The sequence below is a fragment of the Kitasatospora sp. NPDC054768 genome (assembly GCF_053612025.1).
On record NZ_JBSHBN010000084.1, the window covers coordinates 1 to 21,132 of the forward strand.

14 protein-coding genes are annotated in these 21,132 nt (G+C 74.6%); 3 read left to right on the forward strand and 11 right to left on the reverse strand.

Translation table 11 applies throughout. From position 1 onward, the window contains the following. Positions 1 to 48 precede the first annotated feature (48 nt). The 5 genes from asnB to ACWGKU_RS23680 all read right to left on the reverse strand — a co-directional run bounded on the left by asnB (position 49) and on the right by ACWGKU_RS23680 (position 7,740). Positions 49 to 1,866 carry an asparagine synthase (glutamine-hydrolyzing) gene (asnB, locus tag ACWGKU_RS23660; protein WP_452179346.1) on the reverse strand — a complete coding sequence of 606 codons (1,818 nt, stop codon included), beginning with the start codon at positions 1,864 to 1,866 and terminating at the stop codon, positions 49 to 51. Continuing rightward, on the reverse strand, positions 1,863 to 3,314 hold the full coding sequence (locus tag ACWGKU_RS23665) for a phenylacetate--CoA ligase family protein (RefSeq protein WP_452179345.1): 1,452 nt from the start codon (positions 3,312 to 3,314) through the stop codon (positions 1,863 to 1,865). Before ACWGKU_RS23665 ends, asnB begins: the two co-directional genes overlap by 4 nt. A gap of 120 nt (positions 3,315 to 3,434) precedes the next feature. Then, a complete protein-coding gene (locus tag ACWGKU_RS23670; RefSeq protein WP_452179344.1) occupies positions 3,435 to 5,054 on the reverse strand; it encodes an aromatic amino acid lyase in 1,620 nt (539 codons plus the stop codon). Positions 5,055 to 5,257: 203 nt separating this feature from the next. Then, complete coding sequence (locus ACWGKU_RS23675) at positions 5,258 to 6,460, reverse strand: cytochrome P450 (protein WP_359908108.1); 1,203 nt, start codon at positions 6,458 to 6,460, stop codon at positions 5,258 to 5,260. A 92-nt stretch (positions 6,461 to 6,552) separates the two neighbouring features. Next, positions 6,553 to 7,740 (reverse strand): acyltransferase family protein, encoded by a 1,188-nt coding sequence (locus ACWGKU_RS23680; RefSeq protein ID WP_452179343.1) that lies wholly within the window; start codon positions 7,738 to 7,740, stop codon positions 6,553 to 6,555. Between the two features lie 206 nt (positions 7,741 to 7,946). On the opposite strand from ACWGKU_RS23680, the gene ACWGKU_RS23685 reads away from it, so the two are divergent. Together ACWGKU_RS23685 and ACWGKU_RS23690 are read left to right on the forward strand one after the other, a co-directional pair. After that, positions 7,947 to 9,419 (forward strand): MFS transporter, encoded by a 1,473-nt coding sequence (locus ACWGKU_RS23685; RefSeq protein ID WP_401052237.1) that lies wholly within the window; start codon positions 7,947 to 7,949, stop codon positions 9,417 to 9,419. Continuing rightward, a complete protein-coding gene (locus ACWGKU_RS23690; protein ID WP_452179342.1) occupies positions 9,416 to 10,471 on the forward strand; it encodes an SGNH/GDSL hydrolase family protein in 1,056 nt (351 codons plus the stop codon). The genes ACWGKU_RS23685 and ACWGKU_RS23690 overlap by 4 nt, the downstream gene beginning before the upstream one ends. 156 nt (positions 10,472 to 10,627) lie before the next feature. Here ACWGKU_RS23690 and ACWGKU_RS23695 read toward each other — a convergent pair whose 3' ends face one another. From ACWGKU_RS23695 to ACWGKU_RS23720, 6 genes are all read right to left on the reverse strand, one after another. Next, a complete protein-coding gene (locus ACWGKU_RS23695; protein ID WP_452179341.1) occupies positions 10,628 to 12,265 on the reverse strand; it encodes a dipeptide ABC transporter ATP-binding protein in 1,638 nt (545 codons plus the stop codon). Further along, entirely contained in the window at positions 12,262 to 13,173 is a 912-nt protein-coding gene (locus ACWGKU_RS23700; RefSeq protein WP_452191556.1) for an ABC transporter permease, read from the reverse strand. The genes ACWGKU_RS23695 and ACWGKU_RS23700 overlap by 4 nt, the downstream gene beginning before the upstream one ends. Beyond that, entirely contained in the window at positions 13,170 to 14,129 is a 960-nt protein-coding gene (locus tag ACWGKU_RS23705; RefSeq protein WP_359908091.1) for an ABC transporter permease, read from the reverse strand. The genes ACWGKU_RS23700 and ACWGKU_RS23705 overlap by 4 nt, the downstream gene beginning before the upstream one ends. Beyond that, complete coding sequence (locus ACWGKU_RS23710; RefSeq protein WP_452191558.1) at positions 14,126 to 15,811, reverse strand: ABC transporter substrate-binding protein; 1,686 nt, start codon at positions 15,809 to 15,811, stop codon at positions 14,126 to 14,128. The genes ACWGKU_RS23705 and ACWGKU_RS23710 overlap by 4 nt, the downstream gene beginning before the upstream one ends. A 454-nt stretch (positions 15,812 to 16,265) precedes the next feature. Continuing rightward, positions 16,266 to 17,069, reverse strand: coding sequence for an IclR family transcriptional regulator (locus ACWGKU_RS23715; protein WP_452178659.1), 804 nt, complete (start codon positions 17,067 to 17,069; stop codon positions 16,266 to 16,268). A gap of 154 nt (positions 17,070 to 17,223) precedes the next feature. Then, on the reverse strand, positions 17,224 to 18,528 hold the full coding sequence (locus ACWGKU_RS23720) for a M14 family zinc carboxypeptidase (RefSeq protein WP_452178658.1): 1,305 nt from the start codon (positions 18,526 to 18,528) through the stop codon (positions 17,224 to 17,226). Between the two features lie 555 nt (positions 18,529 to 19,083). On the opposite strand from ACWGKU_RS23720, the gene ACWGKU_RS23725 reads away from it, so the two are divergent. After that, positions 19,084 to 21,012 (forward strand): TIGR03960 family B12-binding radical SAM protein, encoded by a 1,929-nt coding sequence (locus ACWGKU_RS23725; protein ID WP_401055651.1) that lies wholly within the window; start codon positions 19,084 to 19,086, stop codon positions 21,010 to 21,012. Positions 21,013 to 21,132 lie beyond the last annotated feature (120 nt).

Genomic DNA, 21,132 nt, shown 5'->3' on the forward strand with positions numbered 1-21,132 from the left:
CCCCGGTGGAGCGGGGGTACGGGCGGCGCGTGCGGTGCGGTCGGAGGGTCAGAGCACCACGCGGACGCCGTACGTCCGCAGCCAGGCGTCCAGCAGCAGGGCGCGCGGCAGCCAGGGCGGCGGGGTGAAGGTACCGGTGTGCCAGCCGCCGCCGTCCACCTGGGCGCGCAGCGCGTCGGCGTTCAGCAGCGGAAGGGCGGGCGAGTCGCGGTCGGCGAGCAGGGCGCGGACGGCCTCGCGGACCGCCTCCAGGTACTCCGGACTCTGCCCGAACGGGAAACCGCTCTTCTGCCGCCGCACCACCTCGGCGGGCAGCAGATCGGCGACCGCCTCGCGCAGCAGCCCCTTCTCCTGGCCGCCGAGCCGCTTGAGCGCCCACGGGGTGTTCCACACGTACTCGACCAGCCGGTGGTCGGTGAACGGCAGCCGGACCAGCAGGCCCGCCGCGAAGCTCATCCGGTCCTTGCGGTCCAGCAGGAAGGGCAGGAAGCGGGTGAGCTGGAGGTGGAAGGCCTCGCGCAGCCGGCGGTCCGCGCCCGACTCGCCCGCCAGCCGCGGGACCTCGGCGAGCGCCTCGCCGTAGCGGGCGGCCACCTCGGCGTCCACGTCCAGGTGCCGGCGCAGCTCGGCGGAGAGCATCCCGCTGCGGTCGGTGATCCCGGCCGACCACGGGAAGTTGGCGGTCGGGCGGTCGGCCTCGGCGGTGAACCAGGGGAAGCCGCCGAAGACGTCGTCCGCACCCTCGCCCGAGAGCACCACCTCGGCGTGGCCGCGCACCTCGCGGAAGAGCAGGTGCAGCGAGACGTCGAGGTCGCCGACGCCGGGCAGGTCGCGGGCGCGCAGGGTGGCGCCCAGGTGGTCGAGCAGCGAGGGGGCGTCCAGCAGGATCTCGGTGTGCCTGGTGCCCACGTGGTCGACCACCGCCCGGACGTACGGGGCGTCCCGGCTGACGTGCAGGGCGTCCGCCTTGAAGTCGGTCTCGCTGCCCGCGAAATCGACCGAGTAGGTGGCGATCTTGTCGCCGCCGGCCGCGGCCAGGCCGACGATGGCGCTGGAGTCCAGGCCGCCGGAGAGCAGGGCGCCGGGTTTGACCCCGGTGTCGGCGGACTGCCGGCGCACTGTGTCGGCGAGCAGGGCGCGCACCCGCCGGACGGTGGTCGGCTCGTCGTCGGTGTGCTCGGCGGCCTCCGGCGCCCAGTAGCGCCGGTGGCGCACGCCGTTCGGACCGGCGACCAGCAGCCACCCGGGACGGACCTCGTGCAGGTCGCGGTAGACGGCGTCGCCGGGGCGCTTGAGCGCGACGGTGAGGACGTCCACCAGGCCGTTCGCGTCCACCTCGGCGGGCAGCCCGGCGGCCAGCAGGGCCTTCGGTTCGGAGCCGAACGCCAGGGAACCGTCCGGGAGTTCGGCCCAGTAGAGCGGCTCGACGCCGAGCCGGTCGCGGATCAGCACCAGCTCCTCGGTGCGGGCGTCCCAGATCGCCGCCGCGTAACCGCCGACCAGTCGGTCGGCGGCGTCGGCGCCCCACTCCAGGTAGGCGCGCAGGACGAGTTCGGCGTCCGAGCCGTTGCGGATCCGGTGGCCGCGGGCGGTCAGCGTGGTGTGCAGCGGGCCGGGGTTGAGCAGTTCGCCGGAGAAGGCGATGACGGCCGGGGCCGGGTCCAGCTCGGGCGGGAACCAGGGCTGGGGCACGTCGTTGCGGGGCCCGGTGTGGAACTGGCGGTGGCCGAGGCCGGCGTGCCGGGCCAGCCAGGTGCCGCCGCGGCGCGGGCCGCGGTGGGTCAGGGTGTCGGTGAACTCCTGGACGAGTTGGGCCTGTTCGCGCACATCCCCGCTGCGCGACACCAGCCCGGCGATTCCACTCATGCCCCGACCCCCGTGGCCTCGGCGACCTGGGCCAGCGACTCGCGCACCAGTGAGGTGAGCGGCGCGGGCAGCCGGCCCCAGTTGGCCTCCTCGTTGAGGTCCAGGACCCGGGAGAGCTTCCAGCCCAGGTACTGGCCGAGCGAGGCCAGCGGGGGCAGCTTCTCCACCGGGTGGACGGTCACCGTGTACTCCTCGAAGAGCGGGGCGAGGCGCTGCTCCAGCACCTTCGACCAGGAGCCGTCCGGGGTGCCGTCGGTGGTGACCAGGCAGACGAGGGCCTTGCCGCGCAGCACCAGCATGTAGTTGAACACCGAGGCGCCGGGCAGGGCCTCGGCCCACAGCGCCTCCTCCAGGTCGTCCTGGCGGATGTTGTTCTCGGCGAGCAGCAGGACGTCCTGGGCCCGGCCGAGGGTGCGCAGGACGGGCAGCCGGATGCCGCAGTCGCAGGGGTCGGTCTCGATCCGGACCAGGTCGCCGGTGCGGTAGCGCAGCAGCGGGCGGGAGGGGATGTCCAGGGTGGTGACGATCAGCTCGCCCTGCACCGGGTCGGTGTCCGGGCCGAGCACGGTGGTGCCCTCGCCGTCGTCGATCTCCAGCAGGTAGCTCTGCAACTGCAGGTGCAGCCGGCGGTGTTCGCAGGTGACGGCGAGGGTGCCGGTCTCCGAGGAGCCGTACGAGCCGACGTAGGCGGTGCCGCCGGTGAGGCGTTCGAGGTGGCGCACGAAGCTGGGGCCGGTCTGTTCGGCCATCAGCAGCAGCCGGTCGAAGCGGGGCAGCGGCAGGCCGTTCCGTTGGGAGAACTGGGCCAGTTCCAGCAGCCGGGACGGCGGTCCGACGTAGACGTTGGCGTTCAGTTCGGAGATCAGTCGCAGCACCCGGGTGTAGTCGCCGGTGATGTTGTCCACCCAGGGGCGGAAGGACATCACCCCGAGGTACTCCAGCACCTTCTCGAACTGGTAGGCGGCGGGTGCGAAGGGGGCGTTGATGAGGATCAGGGCGACATCGGCGGGCCGCAGCAGCCGGCCCCACATCTCGCCGATGTTGAGGGTGTTGACCAGCAGGTCGTCCACCGCCTTGGGGGCGGGGGCCGGGTCGCCGGTGGTGCCGGAGGACTCGTAGTAGTGCAGGAACTCCGACAGTGGGCGGGTGAACGCGCCGGCGCCGTGGCCGCCGAGTTCCTTCTTGCCGAGGAAGGGCAGCGCGGCGAAGGCGTCCAGGGCCTCGGCGGGGGTCAGCGGGGTGTCCGAGCGCAGCCGCTCGGCGAGGTCCCCGGTGAGGGTGCCGGCGTACATCGGGGAGCGCACGGCGGCGGCCAGCGTGGTGGCCAGCTTGGCGCCGTAGCGTTCGGCCGGGTCCTGGCCCTGCCAGGTGCGGTGGATCAGGGCGGTGTGGGAGTCCAGGCGCTCGGCGGCGTCCTGGCGTTGGGCGGGGTCGCGCAGTAGCAGCATCTTCGATAGCTCCTCGGGCTGTGGGAGTCACGGTCGGGGACGTGCCGGTGCGGGGGAGACGGCGAACGGCGGGGGGTCGGGCGGCGAAAGGCGGGGGGTCGGGCGGCGAAGGGCGGGGGTTCAGGCGGCGAAGGGCTCCGGGAGCCCGGCGGCGCGGCGCAGCGAACCGTCCCGGACCAGGCCGGCCACGGCGGCGATGTCGCCGTCCATCCGCCGGTCGCGGTCGGTGAACGGGGCCTGCTCGCGGATCAGTCCGTGCACCTTCTGGAGGGTGGGCGAGGCCTTGCGCAGGCCGCGCAGCTCGACCGCCTGGGCGACGGCGAGCAGGTGGATCGCGGTGACGTCGCGGGCGAGCTCGACGACCGTACGGGCGTCGCGGGCGGCGATCGTGCCCATGCTCACCTTGTCCTGGTTGTGCGCCTCGGTGGAGCGGGAGAACAGTGAGGCGGGTACGGCGGTCTTGAGCGCCTCGGCGGTGATCGCGGAGGCGGCGATCTGCATGCCCTTGAAGCCGTGGTGGAGCCCGGCGTGGGCGTCGGTGTCGGCGGCGGGGGCGATCAGGTTGGGCGGCAGGCCGCGGCTGAACTTGGGGTCGACCAGCAGGGCGAGCTGGCGGTCGAGCAGGTCGGCGGTGTTGGCGACGGCGGTCTTGAGGCCGTCCATGGCCTGGCCGACGTGGCCGGCGTAGAAGTTGCCGCCGTGGTGCAGCAGGCCCTCCTCGGTGTCGAACAGCGGGTTGTCGGTGGAGGAGTTGACCTCGGTCTCCAGCCAGGGCCGCACCCAGTCCAGGGTGTCCCGCAGCACGCCGGTGACGTGCGGGGCGCAGCGCAGCGAGTACGGGTCCTGGATGCGGTGCTCGTGGGTGAGGAAGCCGCGGTCGCCCAGGCGTTCCTGGCGGTCGAGGATGCCCCGGTAGTCGGTGGCGAGTTCGGAGCCGTCGAGCAGGGCGCGGATCGCGGCCGCGGAGGCGAGCTGGCCGGGGTGCGGCTTCTGGCGGTGCAGGAACGGGTGGAAGTGCGAGGCGTTGCCGTGCAGCGCCTCCACGGCGAGGGCGGTGGCGATGTCGGCGGCGGCGGCGAGTTCGGCCGCGTCGTGGGTGGCGAGGACGGCGAAGGCGGAGGTGAAGGAGGTGCCGTTGATCAGTGCCAGGCCCTCCTTGGCGGCGAGCACCACCGGTTCGATGCCCTCCTCGGCGATTGCCTCGGCGGCCGGGCGGATCCGGCCGCGGTGCAGCACGTCGCCCTCGCCGAGCAGGGCGTGCGCCAGGTAGCAGAGCGGGACCAGGTCGCCGCTGGCGCCGAGCGAGCCCCGTTCGGGGATGAGCGGCAGGATGTCGGCGGCCAGGTGGCGCAGCAGGGTGTCGACCACGACGGGCCGGATCGCGGAGGGGCCGCGCCCCAGGCAGTTGGCGCGGATCAGCTGGACGGCGCGGGCGACCTCGGGCGCGGCGGTCGGGCCGGTGCCGTTGAGGTGGTAGGTGATCAGGTTCCGCTGGAGCGCGGCGGCGCGGTCGGCGGAGATCTGCCGCCCGACGGAGTCGCCGAATCCGGTGGTGATGCCGTACAGCGGGATGCCGCGCGCCAGCCAGTCCTCCTTGAGGGCGACGGAGGCGGACATCCTGCCGGTGGCGGCGGGGGCGAGGACCGGTCCGGCGGTGCCGGGGCGGGCCCGGGCGACGGAGACGATGTCGGCGAGGGTCAGGTCGTGGCCGGTCAGGGCCAGGGGACGCGTGGTGGGCATGGGTCCTCGTTCCTGGGCGGAGCGGGCGGTCCGGTCGGAGGGGGCGGTGTACCGGCTGGCCCCAAGTCTCGGGATCGGACAGGTGTTCCGTCTTCGGGCGTCGGTACGGACCGGATCCCGTCCCAACGGCTGGGCGGCGGGCGGCGACCCGGCCCAACGGACGGGCCGTCGGACCGGGTCGCCGGGGCGTCCGCCGAGCCCCGTCACCACTCGACGGGCAGCGCCTTCGGACGCAGTGTCAGCAGGCCGCCGAGCCACTCGACCTCCTCGGCGGGCACCGCGAGCCGCAGCGAGGGCAGCCGGCGGGCCAGGGTGCCGAAGGCGACCTGGAGCTCCATCCGGGCGACGCCCGCGCCGGGGCAGTAGTGGGCGCCGTGGCCGAAGGCGACGTGCTTGGGGTCGGCGCGGGTGAGGTCGAGCCGCTCGGGGTCGTCCACCCGGCGGATGTCGCGGCCGGCCGCGTGCATCACCGGGATGACGCCCTCGCCCTTGGCGACCGGGGTGCCGGCCAGCTCCAGGTCCTCGGTGGCGACCCGCATGAAGCCGATCTCGGACGGCGGGGCGTAGCGCAGGAGTTCCTCGGTCGCGTTGTCCAGCAGGTCGGGGCGCTCGGTGAGCAGCCGCCACTGGTCGGGGTGGCGCAGCAGCTGGTACAGCGCCCGGGAGACCGCGCTGACGGTGGTGTCGTGGCCGGCGACCAGCAGGTTGATGCCGAGCCAGACCAGCTCGCGCTCGTCGAGGCGGTCCTCGTCGTCGCGGGCCGAGATGAGGGTGGAGAGCAGGTCCTCGCCGGGGTTCGCGCGGCGTTCGGCGACCAGCCCGGCGACGTACGCGGCGGACTCCTGGCGGGCGGCGAGCCGCTCCTCGGGGGTGTGGGCGGTGATGGAGACCAGCCGGTCGGTCCACTGCTGGAGCAGCGGGCGGTCCTCGACCGGGGCGCCGACCATCTCGCAGATCACCCAGACCGGCAGCACGGCGGCGAAGTCGTGGTGCAGGTCGGCCGGTCGGGGACCTTCGACCAGGCGGTCGATGAGCTCGTCGGCGATCTCGACCACCCGGGAGCGCCAGCGCTCGGCCTTGCGCGGGGTGAAGGCGGGGGAGATCAGCCGGCGCAGCCGGGCGTGGTCGGGGCCCTCCTGGTTGAGCAGGTTGTACGGGTTGTCGGAGAAGTCCTCGCCGGAGACGGTGCGTACGGCGCCCGGCTCGCGCAGCGCGGCCCGGGACAGCCGCTGGTCGGAGAGCGCGGAGACGACCTCGTCGTAGCCGGTGACCAGCCAGGCCTGGTCGCCGCTGGGCAGCCGGACCCGGCTGACCGGGCACTTGGCGCGCAGTTCGGCGAACTCGGCGGGCGGCTCGCCGTAGGGGGAGAGCGGAAGGGGGTAGGCGGTGAGGTCCTGGTCGGTCATCGGTCTGCCTCTCGGTGGGATCGCCGGGGTCGTGGTCCGGCGGTCGTGGTTCCGGTCGTGGTTCCGGTCGGGGTGCGGGTGCGGGCGCGTGATCAGGTGGTCGGGGCTTCGGTCAGGCGGCCGGTGTCCGGGTCGGGGGTGGGCGCCGGGCCGCTCGGGGGGCTCGGGGGCGTGGCGCCGGTGGGGCGCCGGCGGGGTGCGGCGAGCAGCCGTACGGCCGGGAGCTCGACGTACCGGTGCAGGAGCCCGGCGAGCAGCCAGGCGGCGGTGAACGCGCCGAGCAGCAGCGCGGCGGCGACCGGGGTGGTGAAGGTCCGTCCGGCGCCGAGGGCGCGGTGGCCGTGGTCCAGGATCAGCCGGTGGACCAGGTAGAAGGCGAAGGTCCAGCTGCCGAGGGTGACCAGCGGCCGGGAGGTGAGGAAGGAGCGCCGGCCGGCCACGTCCCGGGCGGCGAGCGCGGGCAGCAGCAGGGCGATCGGGACGATCGCGGGGGTGGTCAGCCCCCACAGGAACGGCAGCTGCTTGGCCAGGAGTTGGGCCGGGATCAGGAGCAGGGCGGCGGGCAGGGCGCCGATCGGCAGCCGGCGGCCGGTGAGGACGATCCGGGCGAGCAGGATGCCCAGCACGAACTCCAGCAGCCGCACCGGCGGGAACACGTAGACGAACCAGAACTGCCACACCGAGCCGGAGCCGAAGGGCAGCGGCGGACGGTCCGGCAGCAGGGCGGAGGCGGCCGGGACGAGCAGGACCGCGGCGATCACCCCGGCGGTCCAGGCCCAGAGCCGTTCGGGGCGGATCTTCCGGATCCAGTGCACCAGCAGCGGGAAGGCGGCGTAGAAGAAGATCTCGCAGGAGATCGACCAACTGACGTCGTTGAGGCTGGAGAAGACCTCGCGGTCCGGGTTCCAGGTGTGCACCAGGAACAGGTTGGGAACGGCCTGGCGGGCGGTCGCGGCGTGGCCGGCCACGGCGAGCAGCACCAGTGCGGCGGCCCAGGTGAGCACGTGCAGTGGGTAGATCTTGGCGGCCCGGCGGCGCCAGAAGCCGCGGGCACTGTGGTCGGGGCGTGAGCCCCAGGTGATCACGAAGCCGCTGAGGACGAAGAAGCAGCTGATCGCGGTCCAGGCGCCGTTGGCGACGAGCCAGGCGTAGGCGTCGGCGACCCCCGCGTCGCCGAACGGTTTCTCCATGTCCGCGTGGAAGGCGAAGACCGGGACCACGATCAGGAATCTGACGCCGGTGAGCGAGGGCAGGCGGGGACGTCTGACGGATTCGGGCATGGGTGGGCAACTCCCCCGTGGGTAGGGCCGATATTTCTAAGGTTCGGCAATTATCAAACAATAGGAAGTCAACTCGCGGGGACGCAAGGGGTGTTGGGGGTCGCGTGGCGCGGAGATTGTTTGACGCTAGATGATTTGACTGCTACGTTCAGCCCACTTGATTGAGATGCAGACGATTGTCTGCCAGATGGATTGGGAGAGGGCCGATGCCGGACACGGCGCCCCGCACCCTCGGCGCGCACAAGGGGTTGGCACTCCTGGTGCTCTGCGCCCAGCTCTTCCTCGACTCGATGGACGTCTCCCTGATGGGTGTCGCCCTGCCGGAGATCAAGCAGGACCTCGGCCTCGGGCCGGAGACGCTGCAGTGGATCATCTCCGGCTACGCCGTCGCCTACGGCGGCTTCCTGCTGCTCGGCGGCCGAGCCGCCGACCTCTTCGGCCGGCGCCGGCTGTTCTTCTGGGCCACCGCCGTGTTCGCCCTCGTCAGCCTCGCCGGCGGGCTCGTCTCCGACGGCACCCTGCTGGTCGTCAGCCGCGTCATCAAGGGCGTCGCCGCCGCCTTCATCGCCCCCGCGGCGATGTCGATCATCACCACCACGTTCAAGGAGGGCCCCGAGCGCACCCGCGCGATGGGCATCTTCTCCCTCACCGGCGCCAGCGGCTACGCGGCCGGCCTGGTGTTCTCCGGCGTCCTGACCGAAGTGCACTGGCGGCTCATCTTCTTCGTCCCCTTCGTCGTCGCCTCGCTCGTCCTCGCCGTCACCAACTACGCCGTCGCCCCCGACCAGGCGCGCACCGGCGAACGGCCCGGCTTCGACGCGGCCGGCGCGCTCACCGCCACCGCCGGCGTCCTGCTGCTCGTCCTCGGACTCGTCCGCGCCCCCGAAGCCGGCTGGGGCTCCGCCGCCACCCTCGGCTCGCTGATCGCCGCCGTCGTGCTGCTGGTCGTCTTCGTGGTCATCCAGCAGCGCCGCACCGACCCGCTGCTGCCACTGCGGATCTTCCGCTCGCGCACCCTGTCCACCGCCAACACCGTCGGCCTGGTCTGGGCCTGCGCCACCATCGGCTGGCAGTTCATCGCCCTGCTCTACCTCCAGCAGGTGCTCGGCTACAGCGCCCTCCAGGCGGGCCTGGCGATCGTCCCGATGGCCGCCGCGATCCTGCTCGCCGTCAACCTCGCGCCCAAGCTGATCAACCGCTCCGGGCTGCGCCCGGCGGCCGTCCTCGGCCTGCTCCTCCAGGGCGGCGGCATCCTGCTGTTCCTGCGCACCGGCACCGACAGCAACTACCTGAGCGTCCTGCTGCCCGCGCTGATCGTGCACGGGCTCGGCAACGGCACCAGCTTCCTCGCCTTCAACATCGCCGCGGTCGGCGGCGTGAAGAACGAGGACCAGGGGCTGGCCACCGCGCTGGTCACCGCCGCCCTCCAGCTCGGCGGCGGCATCGGCGTCGCCGTCGGCGCGGCGGTGCTCACCGGCGTCGGCGGCGCCTCGCCCTCGCTCTCCGCGTACCACTGGGCCTTCCTGGTCGCCGCGCTCTTCTCGGCCGTCGGGCTGGTCGCCGCCGCCCTCGGGCTGGGCGCGCCGAAGGGCGGGGACGCCGCGCAGGCGCCGCCCGCCGAGGATGCGCCCGCCGAGGCGCAGGCCCTGGCCGCCGATCTCCAGGAGGGCCGGGCGTGACCGCCACCCGGCCCGCCGCCGCCACCGCCGCCACCGCCGCCACCGCCGTCGAACGCCTCACCCCGGACGACCCCCGGCTCTCCTGGGACGGCATCAGCGGCCTGGCCCGGCACGAGGACCGCTGGATCCCGCTGCGCCTGCCGCTGGACCGGGTGGCGACCACCCTCTCCGCCGACTTCGCCCGCCTCGCCCGACTCCCGGCCGGCGCCCGCTTCGGCCTGCGCACCGACGCCGTCGAACTGGTCCTGGAACTGGACGCCGAACCCGGCAGCGCGCCGTTGGACGTGGTGGTGGACGGCGTCGTCGCCCACCGGTGGCACCCGGTGCCCGGCCGCCACCGGCTCGCCCTGCCGCTGCCCGCCGGCGCGAACGGCCCGGCCGAGGTGGAGATCTGGCTGCCGCACCTCAGCCGCACCTGGATCGGCCGGCTCTCGCTGCACGGCCACCGGGTGCTGGAGCCGCTCGAACGCACCGGCCCGCGCTGGATCGCGTACGGCAGCTCGCTCACCCACGCGATGTTCCCGCACGGCCCGTCCGAGAGCTGGGTCTCCCTGGTGGCCGTCCGGCACGGCTGGCGGCTGCGCAACCTCGGCTTCGCCGGGGAGGCGTACCTGGACCCGCTGGTCGCCCGCGTCCTGCGGGACACCCCGGCCGAGCTGATCACCCTGGAGATCGGCACCAACGCCTACATCCGCAGCGTGTTCACCGCGCGCAGCTGGGGCTCGGCGGTGTGCGGCTTCGTCGAGACCGTCCGCGACGGCCACCCCGACACCCCGATCGCGGTGATCGCCGCGCTGCCCTCGGTGGAGCGGGAGAAAGCGGTCAACGCCGCCGGGCTCACCCTGGAGGGCATCCGGGAGCTGACCGGCGAGGCGGTCCGGGTGCTCCAGCGGCTCGGCGACCGGCGGCTGCACCTGGTCGACGGCCGCGAGGTGCTGCCCATCGCCGAGGCCGACCGGGTCTACGCGGACGGGCTGCACCCGACCCCGGACGGCGAGCACGACCTCGCCGACCGGGCCGCGCCGATCCTCCGGCGGTTCCTGCCGGGCTGACGCCCGGCTCCTGCCCGCCCGGCGTCCGGCTCTTGCCGGGCCGACGGTCGCACCCGGCCGGGCTGACGTCGCACCCGGCCGGGTTGGCGTCCGCTCCGTTCCGCCGGTGCCCCGACGGGACGTTCCCGCCGGGGCACCGCCGTCTGCCGGGGCCCGTCAGACCGCAGCGGTCCGTGCGGGCAGCCGGGGCACGGCCGCCAGCAGCTGCCGGGTGTACGGGTGCTCGGGGGAGCGGAACACCCGCTCGGCCGGGCCGTACTCGACCGCCCGGCCGTCCTTCATCACCAGCACCCGGTCGCTCACCTGGCGCACCACCGCGAGGTCGTGCGAGATGAACAGCATCGCCAGGCCCAGCTCGGCCCGCAGCCGGGCCAGCAGCTCCAGCACCTGCGCCTGCACCGAGACGTCCAGTGCCGACACCGGCTCGTCGCAGACCAGCAGCCGCGGCCCGGTGGCCAGCGCCCGGGCGATCGCCACCCGCTGGCGCTGCCCGCCGGACAGCGAGCGCGGCCGCCGCTCCAGGTGCTGCTCGCCGAGGCCCACCTGGGTCAGCAGTCCGACCGCCCGCTCCCGCCGCGCCGCGCCGCGGGCCACCCCGGCGACCGCCAGCGCCTCGGCCAGGATCCGCCGGACGGTGAAGCGCGGATCGAAGGAGGCCAGCGGGTCCTGGTGGACCAGTTGCACGGCGGCCCGGGCCGGACGGCGCTCGCGCTCGGGCAGCGCGCTCCACGGGCGGCCGTCCAGCAGCACCTCCCCGGCGTCCGGGGCCAGCATGCCCATCACCAGCTGGGCGGTGGTGCTCTTGCCGGAGCCGGACTCGCCGACGATGCCCAGGGTCTCGCCGGGCGCGAGCGCGAACGACACGTCGGCGACCGCCTCCCGCAGGCCGCCGTCCGGGCTGCGGTAGCGCTTCACCAGGCCCCTGGCGGTGAGGAGCCGGTCCTGCTTCTGCTCCTGGTCCTGTTCCTGCTTCCGCTCCTGCGCGTCGGCCGCCGGGGCCGGCCCCGGCCGGTCCGGATCGGGCGCGGCCGCCAGCAGCATCCGGGTGTACGGGTGCTCGGGTGAACCCAGCACCCGGTCGGCCGGTCCGCTCTCCACGATCCGGCCGTCCTTCATCACCGCGATCCGGTCCGCCAGCCGGGCCACCACCGCCAGGTCGTGGCTGATCAGCAGCAGGGCCGTCCCCTCGGCCTTCAACTCGCCGAGCAGATCGAGCACTTGGGCCTGCACCGTGACGTCCAGCGCGGTGGTCGGCTCGTCCGCGACCAGCACCCGCGGCCCCGCCGCCAGCGCGGAGGCGATCAGCGCCCGCTGACGCAGCCCGCCGGAGAGCTGGTGGGGGTACTGCCGGGCCCGTTCGGCCGGCTCCGGAACCCCGACGTCGCGCAGCAGCTCCTCGACCCGGTCCGGCACCTCGGCCTTCGGCAGCACCCGGTGGGCGAGCAGGGGCTCGCCCACCTCGGTGCCCACCCGGCGCAGCGGGTCCAGTGCGGACAGCGCGTCCTGGAGCACCAGTGCGACGGTGCGACCGCGCACCCGGCGCCACTCCCGCTCGCCGAAGGCGGCGGCGTCCCGGCCCTCGACCAGGAAGCGCTCGGCCCGGACGGCGGCACCGGGCGCGGTCAGTCCGACCAGCGTCCGGGCCGTGACGCTCTTGCCCGAGCCGGACTCCCCGACCAGCGCCAGGCACTCGCCCGCCGACAGCGACAGCGACACCCCGGCCACCGCCGTGGTCCGCTGCCTGCCGTGGCCGAACTCGACGCTCAGGCCCTCCAGTTCGACGATCGGGCTCATGGCGTCCGTCCTTCCAGGCGGCGGTGCAACTGACGGCCGAGCACGGTGATCGCGACCACCACGGCGGTGATGGCGGCCCCCGGGAACACCGCGATCCACCAGGCGGTGGACAGGAAGTCGCGCCCCTGGGAGAGCATCGCCCCCCACTCCGGGGCGGGCGCCTTGGGCCCCAGCCCGAGGAAGCTGAGCGCCGAGCCCGAGACCACGGCGGTGCCGACGGCCAGCGTGGCGGGCACCGTCAGCGGCCCCAGGGTGTTCGGCAGCACGTGCCGCAGCACCACGGCCGCCCGGGGCACCCCCAGGGCCGTCGCGGCGCGCACGTACTCCGAGCCGCGCACCACCATCGCCTGCCCGCGCACCAGCCGGGCGAACCCGGGGGTGGCCGCGATCGCGATGGCCAGCAGCGCGTTGCCGGTGCCCGGACCGACCACCGCGATCACCAGCAGCGCGAGCAGCAGTTCGGGCAGCGCCAGGAGGACGTCCACCGCGCGCATCGCCACCTGGTCGCCGATCCGTCCGGACAGCGCGGCCGGCAGGCCGACCAGCAGACCCGCCAGGACCGACAGCGCCGTCGCGCCGAGCCCGATCAGCAGCGAGTACCGGGCGCCGTGCACCACCCGGGCGTACACGTCCCGGCCCAACTGGTCGGTGCCCAGCCAGTGTTCTGCCCCCGGCGGGGTGAGCGCGGCGACCGGGTCGGCCGCCGTCGGGTCGGCGTGCGCGAGCAGGGCGGGCCAGGCGCAGGCCACCACCGCCGCCGCCAGGACCAGCGCGGCGAGCAGCACTCCGGGCCGCACCCGGGCCGCCCGCCCGCCGCCCGAGCGGACCGCCCGGGCGGCGGGCCCGGCGGCCGGCGCGGCGTCGGCGTCGGGGGCGGGAGCGATGCCGGGGGCGACGGGGCCGGTCATGCCGCCACCTCCCGCACCCGGCCGGCGCCGCGCAGCCGGGGGTCGATCAGCAGATAGAGCGCGTCCACCGCGGTGTTCACCACCAGGTAGACCGCGGCGGACAGCAGGATCAGCCCGATCACCACCGGCAGGTCGTGCCCGGTGACCGCGTCCAGCGCCACCCGGCCCAGACCCGGCCGGGCGAACACCGTCTCCACCAGGACCGTCCCGCCCAGCAGCCCGCCCACCAGCCAGCCGCCCAGCGTGACCGCCGGCACCAGCGCGTGCCGCAGCGCGTGCCGGCCGCGCAGCGCCAGCGGGCCGATCCCGCGCGAACGGGCGGTCAGTGCGAACGGCTCGTGCAGCGCCGACTCCAGCCCCTCCCGCAGCACCTGCGAGAGCAGCGAGCCGAACGGCACCGCCAGGGTCACCGCCGGCAGCACCAGCGACTGCCAGCCCTCCGCCCCGGCGACCGGGAACAGCCGCAGGTGGAAGGAGAACAGCGTGAGCAGCAGGACCCCCAGCCAGAACGGCGGGGTGGAGATCGCCAGCAGCTCCGCCCCGGAGGCCGCGCCGCGCACCGCCCGTCGCCGCCCGGCCGTGGTCACCGCGGACACCAGGGCGAACACCAGGATCAGCCCGAACGCCGTCAGCGCGAGCCCCGCGGTCGGGCCGAGCTGCTCGCCGATGATCCGGCTCACCGGCTGCTGCTGCTGGTAGGAGCGGCCGAGGTCGCCGCCCAGCAGCCGGCCCAGGAAGGTCAGGTACTGCTCGAACAGCGGGCGGTCCAGCCCGAACTCCCGGGTGATCTCGGCCCGGACGGCCGCCGAACCGGTGGTCACCGAGCCGCCGAGCAGGGTCGACACCGGGTCGCCGGGCACCAGGTGCAGCGCCAGGAACCCCAGGGTGGCCGCGCCCCAGAGCACCAGGACCGCACCGCCCAGCCGGTGCAGCACCGCGCGCGCGACCCGTGTCACTTGTTCTTCCAGACGCCGGCGAACTGCGGCCACGCGTTCGCGTCGGACACCAGGCCCCGGACGAGCTGGGTGTGCCCGATCAGATTGGTGGTCACGTACAGCGGCAGCACCGTGCCGTGCTCCACCGCCCACCGCTCGGCCTTGGTGTAGTCGGCCTTGCGGGCGGCCGGATCGGTGGTCGCCGCGCCCGCCGTCAGCCAGCCGTCGAGCTCCGGGTCCTTGCTGAGCGACACGTTCTGGCCGCCGGCCGCCGGAGTGTTGGAGGAGAGGTAGAAGCCCGCCAGGATCGCCGGGTCGGCCCGCACCCAGGAGTTGTCCCACAGGTCGTAGTCGCCGCTCGCGTAGATCTTGAAGTAGGTGCCGTTGTCGATCGAGTCGCGGACCAGCTCGACCCCGGCCTTCTTCAGGTCCGCCTGGATGCCCGCCGCCAGGGTGTCGCGCTGGTCGCGCACCAGCGAGGCGATGTACGGCCAGTGCAGGGTCAGCCGCTTGCCGTCCTTCACCCGGTAGCCGTCCGCGTCCCTGGCGCTCCAGCCGGCCTCGTCCAGCAGCTTGCCGGCCGCCGCCGGGTCGTGCGGCAGCGCGTCCTTCAGCCCGGCCTCGTACGCCGCCGGGGTGGTCGGGCTCAGTGGGCTCCAGGCGCGCTCGTACTCGCCGAAGTAGATGCTCTTGACCAGCGCGTCCACGTCCACCGACCGCTGGACGGCCCGGCGCACCCGCTCGTCCTGCAGCGGCCCCCGGGTGGTGTTCAGGAACAGCGAGTAGACCACGCCGGGGTTCTGCGTGCGGTTCACCTCGATGCCGGTGGCCGCCCGCACCGTGCGCACCGCGGTGACCGGTAGCGTGGCCGCGTCCACCTGGCGGCTGGTCAGCGCGCCGCTGCGGACCGAGTCCTCGGGCAGGAAGCGGATCGTCAGCCCGTCCAGGTACGGCGCGCCCTGGTTCGCGGCGCCCTCCGGGGCCCAGGCGTAGGCGTCGTTGCGCTTGAACTCGACGTGGTCGTTCTTGACGTACTCGGTCTCCTTGAACGGCCCGGTGCCCACCGAGTTCTCGCCGCCCGCGCACAGCTGGTCCGCCTTCTCCGCCAGCGACTTCGGCGAGGCGATGCCCAGGTACGGGGTGGCGACCGCCTGCAGGAACGGCACGTACGGCTCGGCGAAGGACACCCGGACGGTGTGCGGGTCCACCACCTCCGTCCCGGTGTACGGGCCGAGCAGGCTGGCCGCGTACAGCGACTTGGTCCTCGGGTCCTTGACGTGGTCCAGGTTGGCCTTCACCGCGGCCGCGTCGAAGACCGTGCCGTCGTGGAAGGTGACGCCCTCGCGCAGCTGGAAGGTGTACGTCCGGGCGTCCGGCGAGATCTGCCAGGACTTCGCCAGCCACGGGTGGAAGGCGCCCTTGTCGTCCAGGTACACCAGCGAGTCGAAGACGTTGCGCTGGATCACCGCCGTCACGTCGCCCGGGCTGACGTGCGGGTCCAGGCCGGACGTGCCGACCGCCACCGCGTACTTCAGGGTGCCGCCGCGCACCGGGGCCCCCTCGGCGCCCGCCCCCGGCCCGGCCGGGCCCGCCGAGGAGCAGCCGGCGAGCAGGACGGCCGCCAGACCGGCGGCGGGCACGGACGAGGGGACGACGAACGGACGGCGGACGCGCCGGGCGGCGGGCACGGGTCTGCTGGGCATGGGTGACTCCTTGGTGGTGCCGGTGGAGGGCGTACGGGACCGCCGCCGGGCGCGGGCGCGCACGGCGGGGGAAGGGGGAGAGGAGAGAGATGGGGCGGATCCTGCGTCGGATCCCGCGTCGGATCCGCTGCCGGGCCTCGCCCGGGCGTCGGGCCGAGGCGCGTCAGGCCGAGGTGCGGCAGGGGGCGCCGGGCACACCGGTGCCACGGGCGCGGTCGAGGGCGCGACATCGGCCACGGCTGCCCGGACCACCCGCCGACGGGGCGAGGCCCCGCGCGGCCGGTGTCCTGCCACCGCTGCTGTGCACTGCGGCCTCCGATGCCTGCGCGTTCGCCCGTTTCGCGCACCAGGGTGCCCGCTACCGGCGGTTCCTGGCCACCGCGGCGTTCCACCCAGTGGAAGACGCCGTCCGGCGGGGCGCGTCACCCGGGGGAAGACCCCCTTCGGGGGCGTGTCATCCGGCGGGGTGCGCCCCCTCCGCGGCCACCGAACGCGCGACCTCGGCCGCCATCAGCCGCCCCGCCTCGCGCAACCGCCCCTCGTACCGGGCCGGATCCACCGGCGAGGCCACCACCAGCCCCAGCGCGGCCAGCAGCGAACCGTCCGGATGGAACACCGGCACCGCCACCGCCCCGTACGCCGGCTGCATCTCCCGACGCGCGTACCCCACGCCCCCGCGCCGCACCGCCGCCAGCTCCCGGCCCAGCCGGCCCGGCGCCACCACCGTGTACCGGGTGTGCCGCGCGCCCGCCGCCGACAGACCCGCCACCACCTCCCGGACCAGCGCCTCCGGCGCGTGCGCCAGCAGCACCCGGCCCACCGCCGTGGCGTGCAGGTCCATCCGCCCGCCCACCCGCACCTGGAACGGCGAGGACTGCGCCGCCGCACTCGGCAGCCGGTCCAGCAGCAGCGCCGAACGGCCGTCCAGCGCCGCCACCAGCGCGGTCTGCCCGGTCCGCTCGTGCAGCTCCCGCAGGGCCGGCTGCGCCAGCTCCCGGATGCGGCGCAGGCACGGCGCCAACGACCCCAGCGCCCACAGCCGCCGCCCCAGCCGGTACCCGCCGTCCCGCTGCCGCTCCAGCGCGCCCCAGGCGACCAGCTCACGCACCATCCGCAGCGCCGTCGGCGCCGGCAGCCCGGTCTGCCGCGCGATCTCGGCCAGCCGCAGCGACTCCCGCTCCCCGTCGAACGCCTCCAGCACCGAGAACACCCGCCCGGCCACCGAGCGTCCCCCGGCCTCCCCCGAATTCCCCGCCACCCGCCCCACCCTCCACCGCCACCGCCGCCCACATCCCGTCACCCGCCCCAACACCCGCGCCCGGCACGCGGATTCCGCGGTGCGGGTTCCGCGTACCGCGGCCCTGCGCGAGGCCGCTCGGCGGAACCGGGCCGGCGGAACCGGGCCGGGCGGCCTAGAGCAGGCAGTCGGCGGTGGTGAGGACGGCCCGCGTCTGGTGGGCGAGTTGCTCCTGGACGGGGACCCAGCGGGCGCCGAAGCGGTGGCGCAGCCGGTCGAGGCTGTCGGTGACGACGGCGCGGGCGCGGTCGCGGGCGGCCTCGGCGGCGGGGTCGCGGGCGTCGGCGAGCAGCCGCAGCAGGACCGACGCGACCCGCAGCGGCACGCGGGCCGCGACCAGGCCGGCGGTGGTCACCCGGGAGGCGGTGAGCGGCTCGGAGCCCCAGCGCTCCAGCCACTCCTCGGCCACCCGCGGGGCGGCCGCCAGGCTGAGCTCGACGGTGCGCAGCAGCGGGCCGAACGCCTCGTGGCCGTAGGCCTCGTACTGGTGCGCGGCGACGCCCGGGAGCAGGGCGGCGAGCTCTTCGGCGCGCGCGGTGAGGTCGCGGGCGGCCGCGGCGAGGGTCTGCGCCCCGGCCGGGTGGGGACGGGCGTCGCCGACCGCGTCGACGGCCCACATCGGGACCTCCAGCACCGCGCTGACCGCGCCGTACCGGGCCGCGTACGACCAGGTGGACAGCTCCGGCTCGTCCGGCAGGGCCCGGGAACCCCCGGTGCCCGGGGCCGGCATCAGATAGGTGCCCGGGTCCGGGCTGGCCCAGCCGATCGCGTCGTAGGAGTCCACGTCGAGCGGGACGCCGGCCCGTTCCGCGGAGCGCGCGAAGCGCCCGGCCAGGCCCCGGACCGGGCGGGTGAGCTGGACGAACGCGCCGCCGAAGTCCACCCCGTGCAGCGAGCACTGGAGGAAGGGGTGCAGCTCGTCGATCAGGCCGGTCAGCGCGAGGCTCTCCGGCATCGGCGGGCGGCCGGAGCCGGGGGCGGGCAGCAGTTCGGGCTGCTCCTCGAAGGAGGGGCGGAAGAAGTGCTCGTAGTGGCGCCGCATGGTGAGCGGGCCGTCCAGCCAGCCGGCGTTGAGCGCGGCACCGTCCGGGTCGAGGCAGAGCAGCAGGTGCCAGGAGACGCCGGGGCAGGCGGGACGGTCCAGCAGCACCTCGGCGAGCCGGACGGTCCCGGCGGTGCCGATCGGCTCGTTGGGGTGCGGGCCGCCGACCACCAGCACCGCGCGCGGCCCGCGGTCCACGGAGAGCAGCATCAGCGGGCGTCCGGCCCGGGAGCGGCCCACCTCGCGCAGCCGGCAGCGGTCCGGGTGCCGCAGGGCGAGCCGGCGGGCGGCGGACTCGGCCTGGGCGGGCGTGGGGTAGCGGGCCGGCCGGTTGTCGAGGGGCCGGAGGGGGCGGATCCGCCGACCGGTGTCGGTCATGGTTCTCCTAGCGCCGGTCGTACGGCCGCCGGGGCGCGGGCGTGCGGGTGCGCCGCCGGGCACGGCGTGCGGGCGGGGGACGGGGACGGGAACGGGAACGGGGCGGGAGCACCGCGCGGGCCGGGACGGGGGCCGAGCGGAGCCGGGACGGGGCCTGGCGGGGGCGGACAGGGCCGTGCCGGAGCGGCCCGTGGTGAGGGAGGGTCGCGCCGGCCGGAAAACCGAGAGGGCCGAGCGTACGACTCAACTTCCTTGTCCGGAAGGGGGGCAGATCTCTTTGGCGGAGCCCTGTCAGTACCGCACGGCCCTTCCGGGCGTGTCAACGGCGGACGGCACCGGCCGGCGGGCGCGCACTGCGCGTGCCGGGGCGGGCACCGGCGGGTGCCGGCGGACGGCGGCGGGCACGGGCGGACACCGGCCGTCCGGGAGGCGCCGGAGCACGCGGGGCCCGTGATCCGGGGCAGACGGTCCGTTCCCCGGATTGGGCTACCCTTGAGGGTCACCCCTCCCGTGCCGGCCAGCGGCACCGAATCACGTCGTAAGGGTTCCTAGTACATGACTGTCGAATCGGTCTTCCCACGCCTGGAGGCCCTCCTCCCGCACGTCCAGAAGCCGATCCAGTACGTCGGCGGCGAGCTCAACTCGACCGTCAAGGACTGGGACGCCTGCGACGTCCGTTGGGCGTTGATGTACCCCGACGCCTACGAGGTCGGCCTGCCCAACCAGGGCGTCATGATCCTCTACGAGGTGCTGAACGAGCGCGAGGGCGTGCTCGCCGAGCGCACCTACAGCGTCTGGCCGGACCTCGAGGCGCTGATGCGCGAGCACGACGTCCCCCAGTTCACCGTGGACGCCCACCGCCCGGTGAAGGCCTTCGACGTGTTCGGGCTGTCGTTCTCCACCGAGCTCGGCTACACCAACATGCTCACGGCGCTCGACCTGGCCGGCATCCCGCTGGAGGCCGCGGCCCGCACCGACGAGGACCCGATCGTCCTGGCCGGCGGCCACGCGGCCTTCAACCCGGAGCCGATCGCCGACTTCATCGACTGCGCCGTGGTCGGCGACGGCGAGCAGGCCGTCCTCGACATCACGGAGATCATCCGCGCCTGGAAGGCCGAGGGCCGCCCGGGCGGCCGGGACGAGCTGCTGCTGCGCCTGGCCCGTACCGGCGGGGTGTACGTCCCGAAGTTCTACGACGTGGAGTACCTGGCCGACGGCCGGATCGGCCGCGTCGTGCCGAACGCCCCGGGCGTGCCGTGGCGGGTGTCCAAGCACACCGTGATGGACCTGGACGAGTGGCCGTACCCGAAGCAGCCGCTCGTCCCGCTCGCGGAGACGGTGCACGAGCGGATGTCCGTGGAGATCTTCCGCGGCTGCACCCGCGGCTGCCGCTTCTGCCAGGCCGGCATGATCACGCGCCCCGTGCGGGAGCGAAGCATCACCGGCATCGGCGAGATGGTGGAGCGCGGGCTGAAGGCGACCGGCTTCGAGGAGGTCGGCCTGCTGTCGCTGTCCAGCGCCGACCACACCGAGATCGGCGACATCGCCAAGGGCCTGGCGGACCGGTACACCGAGGACAAGATCGGCCTGTCGCTGCCGTCCACCCGCGTCGACGCCTTCAACATCGACCTCGCCAACGAGCTGTCCCGCAACGGGCGCCGCTCGGGCCTCACCTTCGCCCCCGAGGGCGGCAGCGAGCGCATGCGCAAGGTGATCAACAAGATGGTGTCGGAGGAGGACCTGATCCGCACCGTCGCCACCGCGTACGGCAACGGCTGGCGCCAGGTGAAGCTGTACTTCATGTGCGGCCTGCCGACCGAGACCGACGAGGACGTGCTCCAGATCGGCGAGATGGCGAAGAACGTCATCCAGAAGGGCCGCGAGGTCACCGGCCAGAACGACATCCGCTGCACCGTCTCCATCGGCGGGTTCGTGCCCAAGCCGCACACCCCGTTCCAGTGGGCCCCGCAGCTGTCCGCCGAGGACACCGACGCCCGCCTGGCCAAGCTGCGCGACTCGATCCGCGGCGACCGCAAGTACGGCAAGAACATCGGCTACCGCTACCACGACGGCAAGCCGGGCATCGTCGAGGGCCTGCTCTCCCGCGGCGACCGCCGGGTCGGCGCGATCATCCGCGCGGTCTACGAGGACGGCGGCCGCTTCGACGGCTGGCGCGAGTACTTCTCGTACGACCGCTGGATGGCCTGCGCCGACAAGGGCCTGTCCGGCACCGGCGTCGACGTCGACTGGTACACCACCCGCGAGCGCACCTACGAGGAGGTGCTGCCCTGGGACCACCTGGACAGCGGCCTCGACAAGGACTGGCTCTGGGAGGACTGGCAGGACGCCCTGGAGGAGGTCGAGGTCGACGACTGCCGCTGGACCCCGTGCTTCGACTGCGGCGTGTGCCCGCAGATGGACACCAGCATCCAGATCGGCCCCACCGGCAAGAAGATGCTCCCCCTGACGGTGGTCAACAAGTAGCGCGTCCCCCATCCCGCGACCCCCGGCCGGAACGGTCCGGCCGGGGGTCGCGGCGTGCGGTGGAGCGGAGGCTGACCAGGGGCGGAGCGAGGGGGAGCGCGGGGCGCGTACCCTTTGAGG